The following is a 19,481-nucleotide window of genomic DNA, read 5'->3' as shown; positions in this document are numbered from 1 at the left end:
CCCTGGCCGATCAGCCGATCCGCCAGATCTCGGCGGCCACGACGTCCGCTTGCTTGTAGTCGCGCAACCCGCCCACCTTGGGACCGGCGGCCAGCGGGAACGGCGTGCGGACGTAGAGGATGCCCGGGTTGAGCTCGGCGAGCAGCTTGGCCACCTCGCTGTAGGCCGCCCTGCGCTCGGCCACGGTGGTCGCCTCGCGTCCCTTGAGCAGCGCCGCGTCCAGCCTGCCGTCCTTGAAACCGACCCGGTCGGTCGCGGATTCGCTGTGCAGGTTCTCATACAGCAGCGGTTCGGGGTCGGCGAAGGCGAAGCCGCCGGGGATCGCCTGGTAGGACCGGTCGGCCAGCTTGCCCAGCGCCGCGGTGCTGTCCATCACCTCGACCTTGGCCTGCACGTTGCGGTACGTGCCCAGCTGCGACTGGACGGTCTCGACGACCTTCTTCGTCTCGCTGCTGGAGAAGGTGCTGATGGTGAAGCTGACCGGCTTCCCCTCCGCGGCGAGCTGGTCGAACAGGCGCTGCGCGCCCGCCCTGTCATATCCGGTGACGGGCAGTCCGGCCGCGAAGAACGGCGAGGACTTGGCGAAGAGCGTCGAGGGAACCTCGGCCTTGCCGAGATAGGCGGCCGCGTTGAGGGCCTTGGGGTCGACGGCCTTCGCCACCGCCTGCCGCGCACGCGGGTCGTTGAACGGCGCGGACCTCGCGTTGAACCACAGCATGTTCCCGCCGTTGAGCCGCTGCCGCGCCACCCGCATGCCGCTTTCCTCGGCCTTGGCGGCGTAGGCGGGGCTGTTGAAGCTCGTGATGTCGGCGGCGCCGGCCTGGAGCATGGTGAGCCGGCCGGGCTCGTCCTGGTTGAACCGGACGGTCAGCCCGTCCAGATACGGCTTGCCCTTGTCGTGGTAATGCGGGTTGCGCGCCATGACGATCTTGTCGGCGCGCGCCCAGCTCTTGACGACGAACGGTCCCGCGGCGACGGGAGTGGTGTTGAATCCGGCGCCCTTGCGCAACGCCGCCGGGGCGGCGATCCAGTTGAGCGCACTGTTCACCACAGTCTGCGGGAACTGGGGCGCGTGCCGCTTCAGGGTGATCGAGAGCGTCCGCCCGTCCGCCTCGGCCGACTTGATCATAGCGGCGGCCGCCTTCGACTGGGACGCCGACCTCGGGTCCTGGTGCCGCTTCCAGTTGAACGCGACCGCTTCGGCGTCCAGCGGGCTGCCGTCGGAGAACGTCAGTCCGTCCTTCAGGGTCAGCGTCCAGTGCAGTCCCTTGTCGTCGCTCTTCAGGCTCTCGGTCAGGCCCTTGCCCGCGCTGCCGTCGGTCTCCGACACCTCGCCGATCAGGCTTCCGTACAGGGCGTTGCCCAGGGTGCTGTGGATCCCCCAGTTGTTGACCATGACGACCGGGTCCAGGCTGCGCGGTTCGACGCTCATGGCCAGGACGAGTTCACCACCGCGGCGCGGGGGTCCCTCGTCCTTGCCGGTGCCGGCGGACGGGGGCTGCGCCGAGCACGCCGCACCGGACGCGAGCATGACCATCGCGGCCAGCACCGGCGCGAAGAACCGCCGCGTTCGGATTCTCATTTTCACTCCTTGCCGGTCCTTTCCGAGGGGGCGGCGGGGGGCGCGTCCACGGACGTCCCGGAGGACGTTTCCTGGACGGGCGTTTCCAAGGGGAAGTGGCAGGCCACGTACTGGCCGGACTCCACTTGCCGGATCTGCGGCTCCCGCTCGGCGCACAGGTCACGCGCGCGCGGGCAGCGGGTCCGGAACCGGCAGCCGGAGGGCGGCGACAACGGCGAGGGGACGTCCCCTTCGAGCGCGGGCCCGGCGAACCCGTCCGGTGAGTCCGCGGACGGGACGGAGTCCAGCAGCACCCTGGTGTAGGGATGCGCCGGGTTCTCGTACACCGCCTCCGGCTCGCCGAACTCGCACACCTTGCCGAGGTACATCACCAGCACCCGGTCGCTGATGGTCTTCACCACGCCCAGGTCGTGCGCGATGAACACCACCGTGAGGGAGAACTCCTTCTTGATGTCCTCCAGCAGGTTGATGATCTGCGCCTGCACCGAGACGTCCAGTGCGGACACCGCCTCGTCGCAGATCAGCAGGGACGGCCGCACCGCGATGGCGCGGGCGATCGCGACCCGCTGCGCCTGGCCGCCGGACAGCTGCCCGGGCAGGCGGCCGGCGAAGCGGTCGTAGGGCAGGGAGACGCTTGACAGCACCGACCGGGCGGTCTCTTCGCGTTCGGCGGCCGGTGCCTTGGCCACCGTGAGCCCCTCGGTGACCAGGTCGCGGACGTGCCGCCGCGGGTTGAGCGAGCCCACCGGGTCCTGGAAGACCATCTGCATGCGGCGGCGCAGTGCCCGCAGTTCCCGGCCCTTCGCGCCGGTGATGTCCGCGCCGTCGAAGACGATCCGCCCACCGGCGTGCGGGGCCAGCCGCAGCACCGCGCGTCCCAGCGTGGACTTGCCGCAGCCGGACTCGCCCACGATGCCCAGGGTCTCCTCCGGCAGCACGTCGAAGGTGACCCCGGAGACCGCGCGCACGGTGCCGCCCCGGGTCTTGAACTCCACCTCTAGGTCCTCGACCCGCAACAGGGCGTCTTCTGCACGCAGGTGCGCCGTGCCGCTACCGGCCATCGGAGACCTCCTCAAGTACCAGGTCGGTGTCCGACCGGCCGTCCCCGGTGCCGACCGGGAACAGGCAGCGGTGTGAATGGTCGACGCCGGGGACGGTCACCAGTTCCGGCCCCGGGTCGGCGCACGCGTCCCTGCGGTGCGGGCAGCGAGCCTCGAAGCGGCAGCCCGCCGGGGGATGGTGCGCGTCCGGCAACCCGCCCGCGATCACCTTGAGCCGGCTGTGCCGCGGCAGCGTGACCGACGGGGTGGCGGCCAGCAGCGCCTCGGTGTAGCGGTGCCGGGGACGGGCGAAGACCTCCGCGGTGGTGCCGGATTCCACCAGGCGGCCCGCGTACATCACGCCGACCCGGTCGGTGCGGCCCGCGATCACGCCGAGATCGTGGCTGATCAGGATCATGGCCATGTCGCGGTCCCTGCGGATCCGGCCGAGAAGGTCGAGGATCTGGCGCTGGATGGTGACGTCCAGCGCCGTGGTCGGCTCGTCGGCGATGAGCAGGTCCGGCTCGCAGGACAGCGCGATCGCGATCATGACCCGCTGCCGCATCCCGCCCGACAGCTGGCCCGGGTAGTTGTCCAGGCGCCGCTCGGGATCGGGCACGCCCACCTCGCCGAGCAACCGCACCGCCCGCTGGGTGGCCTCCGTCCGGCCGATCCCCAGATGGCGGCGCATGCCCTCGGTGAGCTGGCGCTCCACCTTGACGACCGGGTTGAGGGAACGGCTGGGGTCCTGGAAGACCACGCCCACCCGCTTGCCCCAGATCTCCCGCAGCGCGGAACCATCCAGGCGCAGCAGGTCCTGGCCGTCGAACATGGCCGTGCCGGAGCGGGCCGCGGTCCTGGGCAGCAGCCCGAGGATGGAACGGGCGAACATGGACTTGCCCGATCCCGACTCCCCCACCAGCCCGTACGCCTCGCCCTTGCGCAACCTCAGGGAGACGTCGTCGACCGCGTGCACGGTCCCGGCCGGGGTACCGATGTAGGTGCGCAGATGCTCGACGTCCAGCAGCGCGCCCGCCTCCGCCGCGCTCATCGTGACAGCCACATCCCGTCCACCAGCAGCGAGCCGCGGTTGTACATCTCGAAGCCGTGCGCCTTCTTCGACGCGATCACGGTCGGGTTGGCGCGCACGTAGAGCAGGAGCGGGTTGAGCTCGGCGAACTTGCGGGACACCGTGGCGAAGGCCGCGCTCCGCTCCGCCGGGTCGGCGCTGGACCGGCCGGTCTCCAGCGCCTTGTCCAGCTCGGGGTCGGCGATGCCGGAGATGTTCCCGCTGGACTTGCTGTGCAGCTCGAAGTACAGCGCGAAGGCCGGCTCACGGAACATGATCCCGCCGGGGATCATCTGGAAGGTGTGGTCCAGCTGCTTGGCCAGCGCCGCGGGGTAGTCGAGCACCTCGACCTCGGCGGTGACGTTCCGGTAGGTCTTCAGCTGCGCCTGGATCGACTGGACGGCCTTGAGCCCGGACGCCGACGGGAACGAGGTGATCTTGAACTTGACGGGCTTGCCCTCGGCGGCCAGCTGGTCGAACAGCTTCTGCGCGGTGGCCTTGTCCTGCTTGGCCGAGGGCAGGTCGGCCTTGAAGTACGGCGAGTCCTTGGCGAACAGTGACTGTGGCACCTCGGCCTTGCCCGCGTAGGTGGCCTGGTTGATCGCGTTCATGTCGAGCGCCTTGACCACGGCCATGCGGGCCCGGGGGTCATTGAAGGGCGCGATCCGGGCGTTGAAGTTCGCCTTGATCCCGCCGCTGGTCGGGAACTCGTAGATCGGCAGGCCCGCGCTTCGCGCCCGGTCGAGCAGCTGCGGGGTGGCGGTCACCGCGGCGTCCGCGCCGTTGGTCAGGACGTTGTTGAAGCGCTGGTCCTCGTCCTGGACGGGCTTGAGCACCAGGGCGTCCAGGTAGGGGCGGCCCTCGGCGTAGTAGGAGGGGTTCTTCTTCAGCCGCATCTCGCCGCCCCGGGTCCACTTCTCCAGGACGAACGGGCCGGCACCGACCGGGTTGTCGTTGAATTTGCTACCGGTCGCCAGCGCCTTGGGGGAGGCGATCCAGTTCAGCGAGGTCGCCATGACGGCGTCGGGGAAGGTGTTGTAGGGCGAACCCAGCTTGACCGTCAGCGTCTGGCCCTTCGCCTCGTACTCCTCGACCAGGGCGGCGGCCGGCCGGGACTCCGAGCCGAGCTTCTGGTCGGCCGTCCGCCGCCAGTTGTCCTCGACGGCCTTGGCGTCCAGCGGCGTCCCGTCGGAGAACGTCAGGCCGTCGCGCAGTTTCACCGTCCAGGTCGTCCCCTTGTCGGTGGTCGCGAACGACTCGGCCAGGCCCGGGCGGACGGTGCCCTCCTTCTGCCCGGGGGTCACCAGCGTGCCGAACAGCGCGTTCCCGAACAGCGCGTGATTGGAGTACTGGTTGATCATCAGCGCGGGGTCGAGCATGCGCGGCTCGGAGTAGGTCGCAAGCCGCATCGTGCCCCCGGCCTGGGGCGGTCCGGCGGCATTGGGGTCGCCGGACGGCCGGCCGCCCTCCTCGGCGGCACAGCCGGTGAGCGCGAGCGCCCCCGCCATGGCGACGATCAGTGGGGTGATTCTGAGCGCTTTCATGAGGGCTCCTTGACGATCAGTCGTGGACGGCGCGGTCGACGCGCTCGCGGAAGTGGTCGCCGCACTGGTTGAGCGCGAAGACGGTCAGAAAGATGATCAGTGCCGGGAGCAGCACCAGTTGCGGTGCCTCGTACAGCTGGGTGCGACCGTCGGCGATCATGCCGCCCCAGCTCGGGGTGGGCGAGGGGATGCCCATGCCGAGGAAGCTGAGCGATCCCTCGGCCACGATCAGCGCCGCCAGTACCGTGGGCAGGTACGCCACCACCGGCGGGAGGATGTTGGGCAGTACCTCCCGGACCGCGATGCGCAGCCTGCCCGCGCCCATGTTGGTGGCGGCGAGCACGAACTCGCGGTTGCTCCAGGCCAGGGTGTTGGCGCGGGCGAGCCGCGCGAACGGCGGGATTACGACCAAGGTCAGCCCCACCAGCAGCGTGGTGTAGCTGGGGCGCAGCACTGACGCCAGCGCCAGCAGCAGCACCAGCGGGGGAAAGGCCAGCAGCGCATCGGTGAGGTACATGACCACGGCGTCGACCCAGCCCCGGAAGTAACCGGCGATCAGGCCGAACAGGGTCCCCACCACCATCGCCGTGACGGACGAGACCGCCCCGACTATGAGGGAGGCCCGGCTGCCGTAGACCGCCCGCGACAGCACGCTCCGGCCGAGATGGTCGAAGCCGAGCAGACCGTCAAGGGACAGGGTCGGGCCGGAGCGCGGGAAGCCCGCGGGCACCCCGTACCCGGCCAGTGGCAGCAGGGCGGAGAACGCGGCGAGCAGCACGACGAGGGCGAGCCAGCTCACCGACAGCCACAGCAGAGGCGAGCGGCGCCGGCGTACCTTCGGAACGGCGGGCAGGGCCGTGGCGGCGTCCGGGGTGTCCTTGCCCTTGATGACGGGCGCGGCCGGGGCGCTCATCGGGCACCCGCCAGCCGGATCCGCGGGTCGAGGAATCCGTAGCCGATGTCGACCAGGGTGTTGACCAGCACGTAGGCCATGGCGACGAAGGCCACCACGCCCTGGACGGTCACCACGTCACGTGAGGAGACGCCGGTGGCCACGAGCTGCCCGAGCCCGGGCAGCGTGAACAGGTACTCCACGATGACGGTCCCTCCCAGCAGGCGTCCCAGGCTGACGCCCGAGACGGTGAGCAGCGAGAACGAGGACGGGCGCAGCGCGTGCCGCATGAGTACGTACCGTGCGGTCAGCCCCTTGGTGCGAGCCGCGTCGATGTAGTCCTCGCGCAGGGTGGTCACCAGATCCGCCCTGAGGACGCGCTGGAACGCGGCTATCTCGATCAGCGCCACCGACAGGGCGGGCAGGAAGGCGCTGCGCAGGTTGGCGCCGATCCCCTCCGACAGCGGCACCCAGCCGGTGACCGGGAACCAGCGGAGCTGGATGGCGAACAGATAGACCAGCAGCGGCGCGGCCACGAACGCGGGGATCGCCAGCAGCACCGAGGTCAGCGCGCTGACCCCCCGGTCCACCGCCGAGCCGGCCCGCGGCGCCGCCAGCAGCGCCAGCGGCATCGAGACCAGCAGCGAGATCAGCAGGGCGAGCACCGCGATCTCTAGGGTCACCGGCAGCGCGGTCACCACGGCCTTGAGCACCGCGACTCCGGTCACCAGCGAGGTGCCCAGGTCGCCCTGGGAGGCGGCGAGGATCCAGTCCCACCATTGCGTCCAGACCGGTTGGTCAAGGCCCAGCCGTTGCTCCAGCTCGGCCACCGCCTGGGGACTGGCGTTCTCACCGAGGATCACGGTGGCCGGCGAGCCGGGCGCCAGCCCGAGCAGCGCGACCACCAGAAAACTCACGAACAGTACGACCAGCAGTCCTCGGGCCAGCCGCTTGACTCCGAACCAGAGCATCGCCGCCCATCACTTCCCTTCTGGTCCGCCGGGAGCGGGAGCGGACGGTCTGCTACGTGCGAGCACACTCACCGAGGCAGCGCCCCGCAAAGTGATACTAATGTCAGATACTAGGGAGCTGTGACGCCGGCAACAAGACCTGGATGCACCTAAATGTGATCGGCGCTACTTCCCTGAAGAGCAAAATCACCAAACGAAGGTCGTGATCGTCACGATCGACGACGCGACACCGACTTTGCGGCAAAGGTGATGCTCTAGTCAGAACCGAACGCAGGAGAGCCGGCTGCCCGGGGAATCCGGGGCGCCGGCGCTCCCGGAGGGTGCGCGTTCAGCGCACACGCGGCGAGCCCTTGTCCCGGCTGAGGCCAGGCCGGGCGTCACCGTTGCCCACCTGCGTGTAGAGCAGGCCTGTCGCACGTGTCACGGCGGGCGTCTGACCGAGCGCCTCCCAGATGGCGCGGACCGTGCCCTGGACCCCCTCGGGCCGCCGCCCCGCGATCTCGGCGGCGAGCTCGGCGGCACGCGGCCACAGCTCCTCCCGCGTCACCACCTCGGTGACCAGGCCGAGGCGCAGAGCGGTTTGCGGGCCGATCCGCTCCCGCGTTCCGGTCAGGGCCCAGCGCAGCACGTCCCCGAGGGGAACACCGCGGTGCAGCATGCCGACCGGCTCCAGCGCCGAGACGATCCCGCCGTCGGCGTGCGGATCGAAGAACACCGCGTCGTCCGAGCAGATGATGATGTCGGCCTCATTGAGGAAGTACATCGCACCGCCCGCGGCCATGCCGTGCACCGCCGCGATCACCGGCTTCCAGACGCCCTGCTGCTTGGGGCCGAGCCGTGCGCCCGGGTCCTGCCGGCTCCAGACGCCGACGTCGGTCCACCACGGCCCCTCGCGCACGTCCATTCCGGTGCAGAACGCACGGTCACCGGCGGCGCGCAGCACCACCGCGCGGATCTCGTCGTCCTCGCGCACCCGCCGCCACAGGTCGCCGACCTCCTCGGTCATGCGCTCGTTGAACGCGTTGAGCCGGTCGGGACGGTTCAGGGTCACGGTGGCGACATGGCCGTCCACCTCGACCTCGATCGTGGGCTTGTCGGGCTCGCCCATGCTGTTCCTCCTTCGGGGGACTCCGGGCCTCAGCCCTTGGCAAGGATCATGGTTCCGCTGGAGCAGAACCAGCCGCCGGTGCCGCTGACGCAGGCCAGCTCGGCATCGGGCACCTGGCGCGGGCCGCACTCGCCGCGCAGCTGCCGCACCGCCTCGACGATCAGGAACAGCCCGCGCTGCCCCGGATGGCAGGCCGACAGCCCGCCGCCGTCGGTGTTGGTCGGCAGCGCGCCGCCCAGCCGCAGCGCACCGCTCGCGGCCAGCGGCCCACCCTCACCCGGCTTGCAGAACCCCAGATCCTCCAGCGTGACCAGGAGCATGTAGGTGAAGGCGTCGTACAGCTCGCAGACGTCGATGTCCTCGGGGCGGACACCGGCGCGCTCGAAGGCGAGCCGCCCCGAAACCGCGGCGGGCCCGGTGGTGAAGTCCTCCCACTGGCTCATCGACACATGGCTCACGCTCTCCCCCGCCCCCAGGATGCGCACCGGCGACTTGGGCAGGTCGGGGATGCGGTCCTCGGCCACCAGCACGACCGCCGCCCCGCCGTCGGAGCGGATGCAGCAGTGCAACTTGGTGAACGGGTCGGCGATCATCGGGCCGCCCAGCACGTCGTCGACCGTGATGGGGTCGCGGTACGCGGCCTCGGGGTTGCCGGCGGCGTTGAACCGCGCCGACACCGCGATCTCGGCCAGCTGCTCGATGGTGGTGCCGTACTCGTGCATGTGCCGGCGCGCCGCCATCGCGTACTTGGAGATCAGGGTGTGCCCGTACGGTGTCTCCCACTGTTGCGGGCCACGGGCGCCCCAGCTGAGGTTGGCGGTGCGCAGCCCGCGCTTGATGTCCGAGCGTGCCGTCGAGCCGTAGCTCAGCAGCACCACGTCGGCGTGCCCCTCGGCGATGGCGTCGGCGGCGTGCGCGGCCATCACCTCCCAGGCCGCGCCGCCGACCGCGGTGGAGTCGATCCAGCGCGGCCGAAGGCCCAGGTACTCGGCGGCGTCGATCGGGGGCAGCGCGCCCAGGCCGGTCGAGCCGAACCCGTCGACATCGCCGGGACGCAGCCCCGCGTCGTCCAGCGCACGCCGACTCGCCTGACCGATCAGCTCGATCGGGGAGCCACCGGCCGCGCCCGGATCGGCGAGGGCCACACCGGCGATGGCCACCCGGCGGCTCATCGCGCGCTCTCGCCGGTCGCGCCGGTCGCGCACGGGCGCGGCTGAGTCGTCATGATCGTCTTGTTCCTCTCTCGGATCGTGGCGGCCCGCGCGCGCAGCGCCGCCCGGTCCACCTTCGCCATCGGTGTCAAGGGGAGTTCGTCCAGCAACACCAGCGTGTCGGGCGCCTTGTAGTCGGCCAGCCGCTCCTCGGCCCAGGACCGCAGTTCCGCCAGGTCCGGCGGGTCGGACGGGTCCGCGGGCACGGCGAACGCCACACCGATCTCGCCGATCACCGGTGCGGGCGCGCCCACGACGGCGACCCGCGCGACCTTGGGGTGGGTGCCGAGCACGTTCTCGACCTGGAGGGGGTGGACGTTGTAGCCGCCCCGGATGTACATGTCACCGCTGCGGCCCACCAGCGCGAGGTAGCCCTCCTCGGTGACCGATCCCAGGTCGCCCGTGCGCAGCCACCCGGCATCGTCAAAGGCGGCGCCGGTCCGTTCCGGGTCACGCCAGTAGCCGCGCATCACGCAAGCGCCGCGCACCCGGATCTCGCCCACCTCGCCTGGGGGGAGGCGACGCCCGTCCGCGTCGACGGCGACGACCTCCATGCCTTCCTGGGGGCGCCCCACCGTCCGGAACTGGATCTCCGGTGGGTCCTCGGGCGCGGTGCCCGAGATGCTCGGGGACTCGGTCATCGCGTAGCGGACGATCAATGGCACACCGAGTACCGCGCCTACCCGTTCCACCAGGTCCGGTGCCGCGGGGGCGGTCGCGGAGACACCAAGGCGCAGGTCGGGAAAGGCCGAGGGTGCGTCGGCCCCACCGGCGCCGGACGCCTCCAGCAGCTTGGCCCACTGCGTCGGGACGCCGCCCGCCACGGTGATCCGCTCCCGCCGCAGCAGGTCGCGCATCTCCCCGGCGGACCAGCGGGCCGGACCGAGCACCAGGGTGACGCCCCAGGCGATCTGATCCCAGACCTTGCCCATGTACCCGGCGTGCGCGAACGGCGTGGAGCTCAGCCGCCGGTCGAACGGTGCGCTCATGACACCGGACGAGCGGGCCGCGGCGGCCAGGCCGCGATGGTCGTACCAGGCGCCCTTGGGGGTGCCGGTCGTCCCGCTGGTCCAGATGATGACCGCCGGGTCGTCGGGTTGGACGTCCCAGGGGCCGCCGTCCGGCGCAGGGTCACGCCAGGTGCCGGCGAGCTCCGAGCGCGGGAGGACCGGTAGGCCCGCCGGTGGTTCCGGCAGTCCGGCGTCCCCGTCCCGGATCACCAGTGCGGGCACGCACCGCTCGAGGATCGCTCCGGTCTCGGCGGGACCGAGCCGGGTGTTGAGGCCGGTCACCACCGCCCCGATCCGCACCACTGCGGCGTAGCACACCGCGTAGTCGATGCCGGGCGGCAGCATCAGCGCCACCACGTCGCCGCGCCGCACGCCACGCCCGTCCAGACGCGCCGCCAGCGCGGACGCCCTGCGGTCCCATTCGGCATAGCTCAGCCGGTCGCCGCCCTCGACGTAGGCGTCCCGGTCACCGAATTGCGCCCCCGCCGCCGCCAGCGCCTCGCCGAGCACGGCGTGCTCTCCCATCAGCGGCATGACCCGCGTCCCGCCGGGGGCCGCGTGTGCGCTCATGCTCTGCTCCTCGTGGGGGGCGACCCCCCACACCCCCCGGCAAGAGCCGCGCTCATGCCCTCGCTCCGCTCGCTCATGCCGCCTCCGGGAGCCGCAGCAGCCGGTCCAGGTGGCCGGCGCGCCCGCCGAGGACCTGTGACCACACCTCCGCGCGCTTGACGTACAGGTGGGCGTCGGCCTCGAAGGTGTAGCCGATCCCGCCGTGGATCTGCACGTTCTCGGCGGCGCCGAGGCGCGCCGCCCGCGCCGCGACGATCAGCGCGCTGCGCGCCTGCAGTTCGGCGTCCGGGCGCCCCTCGTCTACCGCGATGGCCGCGAAGAACGTCTGCGCCATCGCCGCTTCCGCACGCACCGCCATGTCGGCGCACCGGTGCTTGATCGCCTGATGCACGCCGATGGGACGGCCGAACTGCTCGCGGGTCTTGGCGTGCGCGACCGAGGCGTCCCGGACGGCCTCGGCGATGCCGGTCAGCAGCGCGGCGGTGAGCACGGTCGCCCGCAGATACAGCGGCTCGCGATCGGCGGGGATGTAGTGGAGCAGCGGGGCGTTGCCGGCGACCGCGTCGCTGATCCGTACCCCAGGGTCGATGGCCTCGCCCGGATTGACGTCAGACAGGGCGTCGGTGTGCACCAGGCCGGCACCGTCCTCGGCGATGAGCAGGACATGGCCGGGAACGGGCACGTCGAGCAGATCCAGCGGGCCGTCCAGCCTGATCGGCCCCGACACGGTGCCCGGGCGCGGGAGCCCGAGCCCGACCTGGGCGTCGCCGCCGACGATGGAGGCGGCCAGGTCCGCGTCGCCCGCCACGGCGGCCACCCGCGCCCCCAGCACGCAGGACAGGAACGGGCCGGGCGCGGGGATCCGCCCGACCTCCCGGAACACCAGCATCTCCTCGGCCAGCCCGGCGTCCGCGCCCCCGTGCTCCTCGGGGAGTGACAGTCCCAGCAACCCGAGCGCGGCCCCCTCCTTCCAGGCCACGGCGGGCACGCAGGCCGCGTCGCCACGCCCGCCGCGGATGAGCGCGGTCGACATCTCGTTGCGCAGGAACTCCGCAGCGGTGTCGGCGATGCTCTGCTGCTCGGCGGTGGGCAGGAGATCCATGACAGTCCTCTCAGCGTGGGAGACCGAGGACGCGGTCCCCGATGATGTTGCGTTGAATCTCGGAGGTTCCCCCGCCGATGGAGGCGGAGAAGGCGGTCAGCCACTGGCCCGACCAGCCGCCGGTGTCCCAACGGGACACCATGCGCAGTCCGTCCCGCCCGAGCAGGTCCATGGCGGTCCTGGCGACCTTCTGCTCCAGCTCGGCGAAGTAGAGCTTGGTGATGGAGCCCTCGGGTCCGGGCGAGCCGGTGCGCGCCGCGCGCGAGACGCCCAGATAGGTGACCGCGCGCAGGGCGGCGTTCTCCGCGCGCAGCTCGGCGAGCCGCCGGGCGGTCTCCACGTCGTCCAGCAGCGAGCCGCGTCCATTGGGGCCGGGCCGCTCGCCGGCCATCTGGATCAACCGCTCGACCGTGCTCGCCAGCCGCACCTGGCCGGCCATGAACGCGGTGCCGCGCTCGAACGACAGCGTCGCCATCGCCACCCGCCAGCCGTCGCCGACCTCGCCGACCACGCGGTCGAGGGGGATGCGGACCTCGTCGTAGAAGACCTCGCAGAAGTCGTGCCCGCCGTCCATGGTCTCGATCGGCCGCACGTCCACGCCGGGGCTCTTCATGTCGCAGATGACCCAGGTGATGCCGTCGTGCTTGGAGCCTTCGCGGCCGGTGCGCACCAGCAGCTCCTGCCAGTCCGCCTGGTCGGCGAAGCTGGTCCACACCTTCTGGCCGGTCACGACCAGGTGATCACCGTCGATCTCGGCGCGGGTGCTCAGCGACGCCAGGTCCGAGCCCGCACCGGGTTCGGAGAAGCCCTGGCACCACACCACCTCCCCCCGCAGGATCGGCGGCAGGTGCGCGGCCTTCTGGTCGTCGCGGGCGCGCGCCATCAGCGTGGGGCCCGCGTGGTGCAGCCCGACGAACGTCATGTCGAGGGATGGCAGCCCCGCCCGGCCGTACTCCTCGTACCAGATCAGCTGCTCGAGCAGCGAGAGACCGCGGCCACCGTACTCGGCGGGCCAGGAGATGCCCGCCCAGCCGCTCTCCCACTGGGTCCGCTGCCACGCCAGGTCGTACTCGCGCCGCGCCGCCGAATCGTGCGGGCGCGTTTCCCGCGGCTTGTTCTCCTCCAGCCAGGTGCGCACCTCCTCGCGGAACTCGCGCTGCTCGTCGGTGAAGTCGAGGTCCATTCCCTACCTTTCGATGAGGACGGTCGCCCGGGACCGTTTCAGGTACCGGCCACCGGTCCGTCCGCGGCGCCGAACCGCTCGCGCAGCCGGGGCTTGACGACCTTGCCCATGGCGTTGCGCGGCAACTCGTCCACGATCTCCAGCCGTTCCGGCAGCCTGCGCACGTTCAATCCGCGGCCGCGCGCGTGCTCGCACAGCTCCGCCAGGCCGGGCGGCGCCGCCGGATCGGCCGGGACGACCACCGCGCACACCCGCTCACCGGCCTCCTCGTCCGGGACGCCGATCACCGCGGCGTCCGCGACTCCGGGGTGGGTGATGAGGTGTTCCTCGACCTCCCGGGCGGAGATGTTCTCCATCTTCCGAATGATCACGTCCTTGAGCCGGCCGGTGATCGTCACATAGCCGCGCTCGTCGAGGAAGGCCAGGTCGCCGGTGCGGAAGTAGCCGTCCTCGTCGAAGGCGTCGCGGTCCAGTGCCCGGTCGACGTAGCCGAGCATGAGCTGGGGCGCCCTGACCCGCAGCTCGCCGGTCTCGCCGTGGTCGGCCAGGGTGCCGTCGCCGCGCACAACGCGCAGGTCGGTGCCCGGGCCGGGGCGGCCCTCCGTCGTGGCGTGTTCATGGTCGGTGTCGTGCAGGGTCCCCCAGGCGATGTAGGGGCATTCGGTCAGGCCGTAGCCGGACACCAGGCCCACCCCGCCCAGCTCGTCCCGGATCTGGTAGTGCAGCGACTCCGGCCGCGGCGAGCCGCCCACCAGGAACGCCTTCATCTCCGGGAACAGCGGCCGGTCCGGACGGGCCCGCTGGAGCTCCAGGAACGCCCGGCCGAAGGGCACCCCGCTGCCGCCGATCGTCACGCCGCACTCGCCCAGCAGTTCGGCGACGGCGGCCGGCTCGAACACATCCGCGATGATCATCGACGCGCCGCTGATCAGGCTGGTGAGCACGTGCAGGATCCCCCCGACATGGGCGATCGGGGCGAGCGAGGCGATCCGGTCCTCGGGCGTGGGCTCCATCGCCCCGCAGTAGGTCATCGCCGCGGCGAGCAGCCCCCGATCGGTGTGCCGGGCGCCCTTCGGCCTGGACGTCGTGCCGGAGGTGTAGAAGATCCAGCGGGCCTCCGCGTCCCCTGCCGGGACTGGCGGCGGCAGCGTGGCGGGATCGCCCTCCGGCAGGCCGCCGTCCACCAGCATCGCGGTGAGGCCGTCCTGGCCGGCGGCGATCGCGTCGGCCATCTTGCCGTGGTCGTGACCCCGGAACCGCTCGGGGACGACCAGCAACCGGCTGCTCAGCTGCCCGCAGATGAACTCCAGCTCCGGCTCCCGCAGCATCATGATCAGCGGGTTCTGCACCGCGCCCAGCCGGGACAGTGCCGCGAACAGGACCATCGTGTCGATCCGGCTGGGCAGCTGCCAGGAGACCACCGTGCCGGGGCGCACCCCGTGGTCGCAGAGCCCGGCCGCCGCCCGCAGCGCCCGGTCGCGGAACTCCCCGAAGGTGACGCGCCGCCGGAGCTCGTCCGTCACCATCACGGACTGAGGCGTCAGATCTGCCCGCCGATCCACCAGCTCCCAGATCCCGCCGACCTCACCCAAACCAGGGTAGTCAACTGCTGGTTCTGCCATGTGATGCTCCTGCGGCTAAAATGAACACTATGTCAGATAGTAGGGGCCTGCTGATCGCCTGGCAATACCGGCCCCGCCACCGCGCCCCTGGCCACCAGCGCCTCGATCCGGTCGCCGCCATAGCCGGCGGCTGCCAGGATGCGGCGGCCGTCCTGGCCGGGAGCGAACGACGCGGACGCCGCGCGGCCGTCTCCGCTGGCCCAGAGCGCGTAACCGGCGACCACCCTGAGCCGCCCGAGCTCGGGATCGTGGACGAGATGGGCGAACTCGTTGTCCACCAGGAACGGGTCGTCCAGGCACCCCTCGGGCTGCACTACACGGCAGGCGGGCACGCCGCGACCGGAGAGCAGGCGCAGGGCCTGCCGGACGGTGTGGCCGCGCAACGCCCGCTCGATCCGCGGCAGGTCGTCCTCGGACGATTCGGAGAGATCAAGGGCTTGACGGAGGGCCGCCGGCTGACCGGCGCCGGTGGCGGCGATGGCGATCCAGCCGTCCGAGCAGCGGTGGTAGCGGTGCCCCGGAGCCGGCCCTCGGAAGTCCGTCCCGCCTCGGAGAGGCGCCGGGCGTCCGGCGTAATCCGTGAACTCGGCGGATTGCAGGTAGGTGGAAGTGGCGGCCAGGGACACGGCCACCTGCGTGCCAGAGCCGCCGTCGCCCCTGGCGTAGAGCGCCGCCAGGACTCCCAGGGCACCGAGGACCCCGGTGCACGTGTCATGCGCGGGCATCGCCGACATGATCGGTTCCCCGTCGCCGCCCTGCGCCGAGGCCATGCCGCTCAGCGACTGGAAGATCGGGTCGAAGCCGGGTGCGTCGGCGCTCGCACCGTCCTGCCCGTAGGCGGTGACGGAGCAGTGCACCAGTCCCGGGTTCGTCTCGCGCAGCGAGTCCGGGGGCAGGCCGATGCGGGCCATCCGTCCCGGACGGAAGTTCTCCACCAGCACGTCGGTGCCGCGAACCAGCGCTCGCAGCACGTCGGCGCCCTCGGGCTTGGTCAGGTCGAGGGCGATGCCGCGCTTGCGCTGATTGACCGCGAGAAAGGAAACCGGATACACGCGGTACGGGTCGCCCGCGGCGGGCTCGACCTTGACGACGTCCGCGCCGAAGTCGGCCAGCAGGGACGCCACGAACGGGGCCGCGAGGAAGGTCGAGGCGTCGAGGACCTTCACGCCGGCCAGCGGTAGGACGGCACGCCCCTCGGCTGCGGATTCCGGCGAAGGATCGGCCGTCGCGGGAGCCGCCCACAGGTCCCCAGGCGCGCGCACGGAGGGTTCGGGCGAAGGAATCCGGCCGGGCGATCCCGGAGCCCCCGCGAAGATGATCGGCGAGCCGGGCATGGTCACCGGACCCAGTTCAGGATGCTCGCGGACCACCGTCCCCGCGTTGGCCACGACCGGATCGCCGCGGATCCACTCGTCCCGGGTGGCGACCGGCGCGCACGGGACGGCCGCCTTCTCCAGTAGCTCGAGCCAGTGCCCGCACGGTCTGGACGCGAACAGCGCCTCCAGTTCGGCGGTGACGACGCGGCCGCCGGCGTCCTCGACGAGGATGTTGGAGAACTCGCCCGCGACCTCCGGCAGGACCATGATGTCCATGCGGTCCAGCGCCTCCAGGGCGCGGAAGAACAGCCCCGGCGTGAGCGTGGCCAGGAAGAACCAGCGCCCGTCGGCGCACCGGTACGCCCGCCAGCACGGCGCGGGACTTCCGGACGCGCCCGGCGAGAAGACCGGCTGGTCGAGCCCCTCCACCATCATCGTGGTCATCTGGGCCGCGATGGCGTGCAGCCCGCTGACCTCGACGGCCGTCCCGGTGCCGAGGCGCCGCCGTCCCACCAGCCCGGCCACCGCCGTGGCGGCGATCATCGCCCCATGGACGTAGGTGGTCGTGGGAACCACCGGGGCCACCGGTCCCCCGGTACGGGAGGGGTAGCGCCCGGCGACGCCGAGCGCGTCCAGCAGGATCGGATCCGCCGGCAATTCGCTGAATTCACCGCGGGCGGCATACGGCGGCGCCCACACATGGACGAGGCGGTGAGCTCGGTCCCGAATCTCCTCCGGCGCGAGCCCGGCCGCGCGGAGGGCGCGCGGCGAATGGTCCACCAGCAGGACATCGGCCGTGCGCGCCACCTCGGGCAGCGCACCGGCGTCGATGGCGACCAGACTCTTGCCCCGATCCCAGCACAGTTCCCCGGGTTCCGCCGGGATCGCGTCCCGATCAGCCGCTCCCCCGACCACCCGCACCACCTCGGCGCCGAGGTCGGCGAGGAGCATGCCCGCCACCCGTCCGGCCGGGTTCCCGCAGACCTCGAGGACGCGAACGCCCCGCAGCGGACTCGGCCCGGTCACATCGTCCGGTGCTGTCATGCCGGCGTCGATTCACCGAAGATGACGGGCAGCGCGTCGTACATCGCGACCAGGGTCGAGGCGCGCCGGACCGGTGGGCCCGCGAGCGCGAAATCAGGGAACCGCGCCAGCAGTTCCTCGAAGATGACCTTGCCCTCCATCCGTGCCAGCGGAGCGCCGAGGCACACGTGGGGGCCGAACCCGAAGGCCACGTTCCGCTTCTCCGGGCGGGTGACGTCGAAGGTGTCGGGATCGGGCCAGATCTCCTCGTCCCGGTTGGCGCTCGGGTACAGCAGCACGACATAGTCGCCGGCCGCGATGGTGGTGCCCCGGATCTCCACGTCCTGCCGCGCGGTGCGCGCGAAGGCGACGACAGGGCTGACCACCCGCAGCATCTCCTCCACGCCGCCGGGGATCAGGGACGGGTCGCGCACCAGGGCCCGCCGCTGGTCCGGATGCCGGGCCAGCAGGTCGATCCCGCCCGTGACCAGCGTTCGGGTCGTCTCCGTACCCGCCGCCAGCAGCAGCTTGCAGTAGGTCAGCAGGTCGACCTCGTTGAGCGGCTCTCCCTGGAACGTCCCCTGCACCAGGTCGGTGATGATGTCGTCGCCCGGATCGCGGCGGCGCTCCTCGCACAGTTCGCGGAAGTAGTCCAGCAGCGCGGCGATGTTGGCGGCGTGCTCGGGGTCGTCGCGGCCGTCGACCTGGAGGATGGCGCTGTTGGTCCAAGTCCAGAACTCCGCCCAGCGCTCCTGCGGGACGCCCATGAGCTCGGCGATGACGTAGGTGGTGGCCGGCGCGGACACGGCGGCGACCGCGTTGTGGACCGTCCCCTCCTCGACCTCGGCCAGCAGATCGCGGATGATCCTGCGGGTCTTCTCCTCCAGCGCCTTCACCGCCTTGGGGCGGAAGGAGTTGGACACCAGCCGCCGCAGCTCGGTGTGCGCGGGCGGGTCGCTGCGGATGAGGTGGTGGGCGCCCTCCATGTGCGGGCCGTTCCCGTCCCGGTTGCGGGCGTCGCTGATCAGCGTGCCGCGGGCCGAGGAGAACAGGTCGGTGCTGCGGCCGACGTGCCGGACGTCCTCGAACTTCGACAGCGCCCAGAAGCCGCCACGCTCGGACCAGTACACCGGGGCCTCGGCGCGCAGCCGGGCGTAGACCGGGTGCGGATCTCCCACGTAGAAATGCGGATCGCTCAGATCGACGTCGTCCAGCCCGCCGGCGAGCGCTGTGGAAGTGGTCATGCTGCTCCTTCGATCAAACCGCGGCGGATCAGGGCTTGGGTGGTGCCAGCGGGGCGAGCCCGGCGTCCCGGCGGACGTCGTCGATGTGCGCCAGCACGGTCTCCCGCACGCCGCGCGGCTTCCAGTCGAACTCTCCGACGGCCCGGGCGTTGTCGAACACCCCGGGGTAGGTCGGGCGCCGGTCGGGGTTCGGGTGCTCGAAGCGGGCGCCGGGCATCAGCTCGGTGGTCACCTGGACCAGCTCGCTCATCGTGATGTTGTGCGCGGCGCCCAGGTAGGTGCCGTGCTTGGGGCGCTCCCCGGTGAGCAGGCGCGACAGCAGCACGGCCAGGTCCTCGGCGGCGATGATGTTGTCGCGGGCCTGCGGCGCGTACGGCACCACGCCGGGCTCCCCGACGGCCACCCGTTCCAGCAGGCGGGCCGGCCAGATGGTGCTGCCGGGACCGAGGATCGCCGACGGCCGGACCTTCACCACCTCCAGCCCGTAGAGCGAGGCGTAGCGGTCGGCCACGGACTCGTTGAGCGCCTTCATCCGCCCGTACATGCTCTGCGGCGCCAGGATGTCGTCCTCGTTGACCGGCCGGTCACCGTAGAGGGAGGGCGGGCCGTAGGTGCCCACGGTGCTCAGGAACAGCACCCGCCGGGCGTCCGCCAGGCGCGCCGCCTCCAGCACGTTGGTGACGCCGGTGACGTTGACCTCGATCGCCCGCAGGATCTCCGCGTGGTCGGGCGACATCAGCGGGCCCATGATGTACGACAGCAGCGCGATCCGGGTGACGCCGTGCTCCTTGACGACGCCGAGCACCTGGTCGAGCCGGGAGATGTCGGCGCGCACGTGCACGGCGCCCTCGGTCTCGCCGCGCACGGCCTCGGCGGGGGCCGCGACGTCGCAGGCCACGACCGAGTGGCCCTCGTCGAGCAGCCGGCGGGTGAGCTTGCGTCCGACGAGGCCGGAACCGCCCAGCACGAGAATGGTCATCCGCACTGCTTCCTT

Annotated in this window: 15 protein-coding genes; all 15 read right to left on the bottom strand. The window is 71.6% G+C overall.

Annotated elements, in window-relative coordinates; translation table 11 throughout:
* Nucleotides 1-10: 10 nt before the first annotated feature.
* Entirely contained in the window at nucleotides 11-1,582 is a 1,572-nt protein-coding gene (locus tag ACGWYJ_RS21745; protein ID WP_395108067.1) for an ABC transporter substrate-binding protein, read from the bottom strand.
* Between the two features lie 2 nt (nucleotides 1,583-1,584).
* Nucleotides 1,585-2,643: an ABC transporter ATP-binding protein gene (locus ACGWYJ_RS21740; protein ID WP_395108066.1), complete on the bottom strand. Its 1,059-nt coding sequence runs from the start codon at nucleotides 2,641-2,643 to the stop codon at nucleotides 1,585-1,587.
* On the bottom strand, nucleotides 2,633-3,673 hold the full coding sequence (locus tag ACGWYJ_RS21735) for an ABC transporter ATP-binding protein (protein WP_395108064.1): 1,041 nt from the start codon (nucleotides 3,671-3,673) through the stop codon (nucleotides 2,633-2,635). Before ACGWYJ_RS21735 ends, ACGWYJ_RS21740 begins: the two co-directional genes overlap by 11 nt.
* On the bottom strand, nucleotides 3,670-5,235 hold the full coding sequence (locus tag ACGWYJ_RS21730; protein ID WP_395108062.1) for an ABC transporter substrate-binding protein: 1,566 nt from the start codon (nucleotides 5,233-5,235) through the stop codon (nucleotides 3,670-3,672). The genes ACGWYJ_RS21735 and ACGWYJ_RS21730 overlap by 4 nt, the downstream gene beginning before the upstream one ends.
* 16 nt (nucleotides 5,236-5,251) lie before the next feature.
* On the bottom strand, nucleotides 5,252-6,148 hold the full coding sequence (locus tag ACGWYJ_RS21725) for an ABC transporter permease (RefSeq protein ID WP_395108061.1): 897 nt from the start codon (nucleotides 6,146-6,148) through the stop codon (nucleotides 5,252-5,254).
* The gene (locus ACGWYJ_RS21720) at nucleotides 6,145-7,098 is read right to left on the bottom strand and encodes an ABC transporter permease (RefSeq protein WP_395108059.1); all 954 of its coding nucleotides are present in this window, start codon (nucleotides 7,096-7,098) and stop codon (nucleotides 6,145-6,147) included. The genes ACGWYJ_RS21725 and ACGWYJ_RS21720 overlap by 4 nt, the downstream gene beginning before the upstream one ends.
* A 328-nt stretch (nucleotides 7,099-7,426) precedes the next feature.
* Entirely contained in the window at nucleotides 7,427-8,206 is a 780-nt protein-coding gene (locus ACGWYJ_RS21715; protein ID WP_395108058.1) for an enoyl-CoA hydratase/isomerase family protein, read from the bottom strand.
* 29 nt (nucleotides 8,207-8,235) lie between these two features.
* The gene (locus ACGWYJ_RS21710) at nucleotides 8,236-9,378 is read right to left on the bottom strand and encodes a thiolase C-terminal domain-containing protein (RefSeq protein ID WP_395108057.1); all 1,143 of its coding nucleotides are present in this window, start codon (nucleotides 9,376-9,378) and stop codon (nucleotides 8,236-8,238) included.
* Nucleotides 9,375-10,997, bottom strand: a complete 1,623-nt coding sequence (locus ACGWYJ_RS21705) for a class I adenylate-forming enzyme family protein (protein WP_395108056.1) — start codon at nucleotides 10,995-10,997, stop codon at nucleotides 9,375-9,377. The genes ACGWYJ_RS21710 and ACGWYJ_RS21705 overlap by 4 nt, the downstream gene beginning before the upstream one ends.
* 73 nt (nucleotides 10,998-11,070) lie before the next feature.
* A complete protein-coding gene (locus ACGWYJ_RS21700; RefSeq protein WP_395108055.1) occupies nucleotides 11,071-12,099 on the bottom strand; it encodes an acyl-CoA dehydrogenase family protein in 1,029 nt (342 codons plus the stop codon).
* A gap of 10 nt (nucleotides 12,100-12,109) precedes the next feature.
* Entirely contained in the window at nucleotides 12,110-13,282 is a 1,173-nt protein-coding gene (locus tag ACGWYJ_RS21695) for an acyl-CoA dehydrogenase family protein (protein WP_395108053.1), read from the bottom strand.
* Between the two features lie 38 nt (nucleotides 13,283-13,320).
* Complete coding sequence (locus tag ACGWYJ_RS21690; RefSeq protein WP_395108052.1) at nucleotides 13,321-14,904, bottom strand: class I adenylate-forming enzyme family protein; 1,584 nt, start codon at nucleotides 14,902-14,904, stop codon at nucleotides 13,321-13,323.
* 32 nt (nucleotides 14,905-14,936) lie between these two features.
* Nucleotides 14,937-17,264 carry a CoA transferase gene (locus ACGWYJ_RS21685; RefSeq protein WP_395108051.1) on the bottom strand — a complete coding sequence of 776 codons (2,328 nt, stop codon included), beginning with the start codon at nucleotides 17,262-17,264 and terminating at the stop codon, nucleotides 14,937-14,939.
* Nucleotides 17,261-18,487: a cytochrome P450 gene (locus ACGWYJ_RS21680; RefSeq protein ID WP_395108050.1), complete on the bottom strand. Its 1,227-nt coding sequence runs from the start codon at nucleotides 18,485-18,487 to the stop codon at nucleotides 17,261-17,263. Before ACGWYJ_RS21680 ends, ACGWYJ_RS21685 begins: the two co-directional genes overlap by 4 nt.
* 28 nt (nucleotides 18,488-18,515) lie before the next feature.
* Nucleotides 18,516-19,466, bottom strand: a complete 951-nt coding sequence (locus tag ACGWYJ_RS21675) for an NAD-dependent epimerase/dehydratase family protein (RefSeq protein WP_395108048.1) — start codon at nucleotides 19,464-19,466, stop codon at nucleotides 18,516-18,518.
* Nucleotides 19,467-19,481 lie beyond the last annotated feature (15 nt).

It is taken from the genome of Actinomadura sp. SCN-SB, assembly GCF_043906805.1.
GTDB lineage: Bacteria > Actinomycetota > Actinomycetes > Streptosporangiales > Streptosporangiaceae > Spirillospora.
Note: the sequence above shows the minus strand (reverse complement) of the source record. Positions and strands in the feature narration are given on the sequence as shown.

Bases quoted from the DNA above. Each gene is read 5' to 3' on its own strand.
- ACGWYJ_RS21745 (WP_395108067.1), bottom strand. From the start codon at position 1,582: ATGAGAATCCGAACGCGGCGGTTCTTCGCGCCGGTGCTGGCCGCGATG.
- ACGWYJ_RS21740 (WP_395108066.1), bottom strand. From the start codon at position 2,643: ATGGCCGGTAGCGGCACGGCGCACCTGCGTGCAGAAGACGCCCTGTTG.
- ACGWYJ_RS21735 (WP_395108064.1), bottom strand. From the start codon at position 3,673: ATGAGCGCGGCGGAGGCGGGCGCGCTGCTGGACGTCGAGCATCTGCGC.
- ACGWYJ_RS21730 (WP_395108062.1), bottom strand. From the start codon at position 5,235: ATGAAAGCGCTCAGAATCACCCCACTGATCGTCGCCATGGCGGGGGCG.
- ACGWYJ_RS21725 (WP_395108061.1), bottom strand. From the start codon at position 6,148: ATGAGCGCCCCGGCCGCGCCCGTCATCAAGGGCAAGGACACCCCGGAC.
- ACGWYJ_RS21720 (WP_395108059.1), bottom strand. From the start codon at position 7,098: ATGCTCTGGTTCGGAGTCAAGCGGCTGGCCCGAGGACTGCTGGTCGTA.
- ACGWYJ_RS21715 (WP_395108058.1), bottom strand. From the start codon at position 8,206: ATGGGCGAGCCCGACAAGCCCACGATCGAGGTCGAGGTGGACGGCCAT.
- ACGWYJ_RS21710 (WP_395108057.1), bottom strand. From the start codon at position 9,378: ATGAGCCGCCGGGTGGCCATCGCCGGTGTGGCCCTCGCCGATCCGGGC.
- ACGWYJ_RS21705 (WP_395108056.1), bottom strand. From the start codon at position 10,997: ATGAGCGCACACGCGGCCCCCGGCGGGACGCGGGTCATGCCGCTGATG.
- ACGWYJ_RS21700 (WP_395108055.1), bottom strand. From the start codon at position 12,099: ATGGATCTCCTGCCCACCGCCGAGCAGCAGAGCATCGCCGACACCGCT.
- ACGWYJ_RS21695 (WP_395108053.1), bottom strand. From the start codon at position 13,282: ATGGACCTCGACTTCACCGACGAGCAGCGCGAGTTCCGCGAGGAGGTG.
- ACGWYJ_RS21690 (WP_395108052.1), bottom strand. From the start codon at position 14,904: ATGGCAGAACCAGCAGTTGACTACCCTGGTTTGGGTGAGGTCGGCGGG.
- ACGWYJ_RS21685 (WP_395108051.1), bottom strand. From the start codon at position 17,264: ATGACAGCACCGGACGATGTGACCGGGCCGAGTCCGCTGCGGGGCGTT.
- ACGWYJ_RS21680 (WP_395108050.1), bottom strand. From the start codon at position 18,487: ATGACCACTTCCACAGCGCTCGCCGGCGGGCTGGACGACGTCGATCTG.
- ACGWYJ_RS21675 (WP_395108048.1), bottom strand. From the start codon at position 19,466: ATGACCATTCTCGTGCTGGGCGGTTCCGGCCTCGTCGGACGCAAGCTC.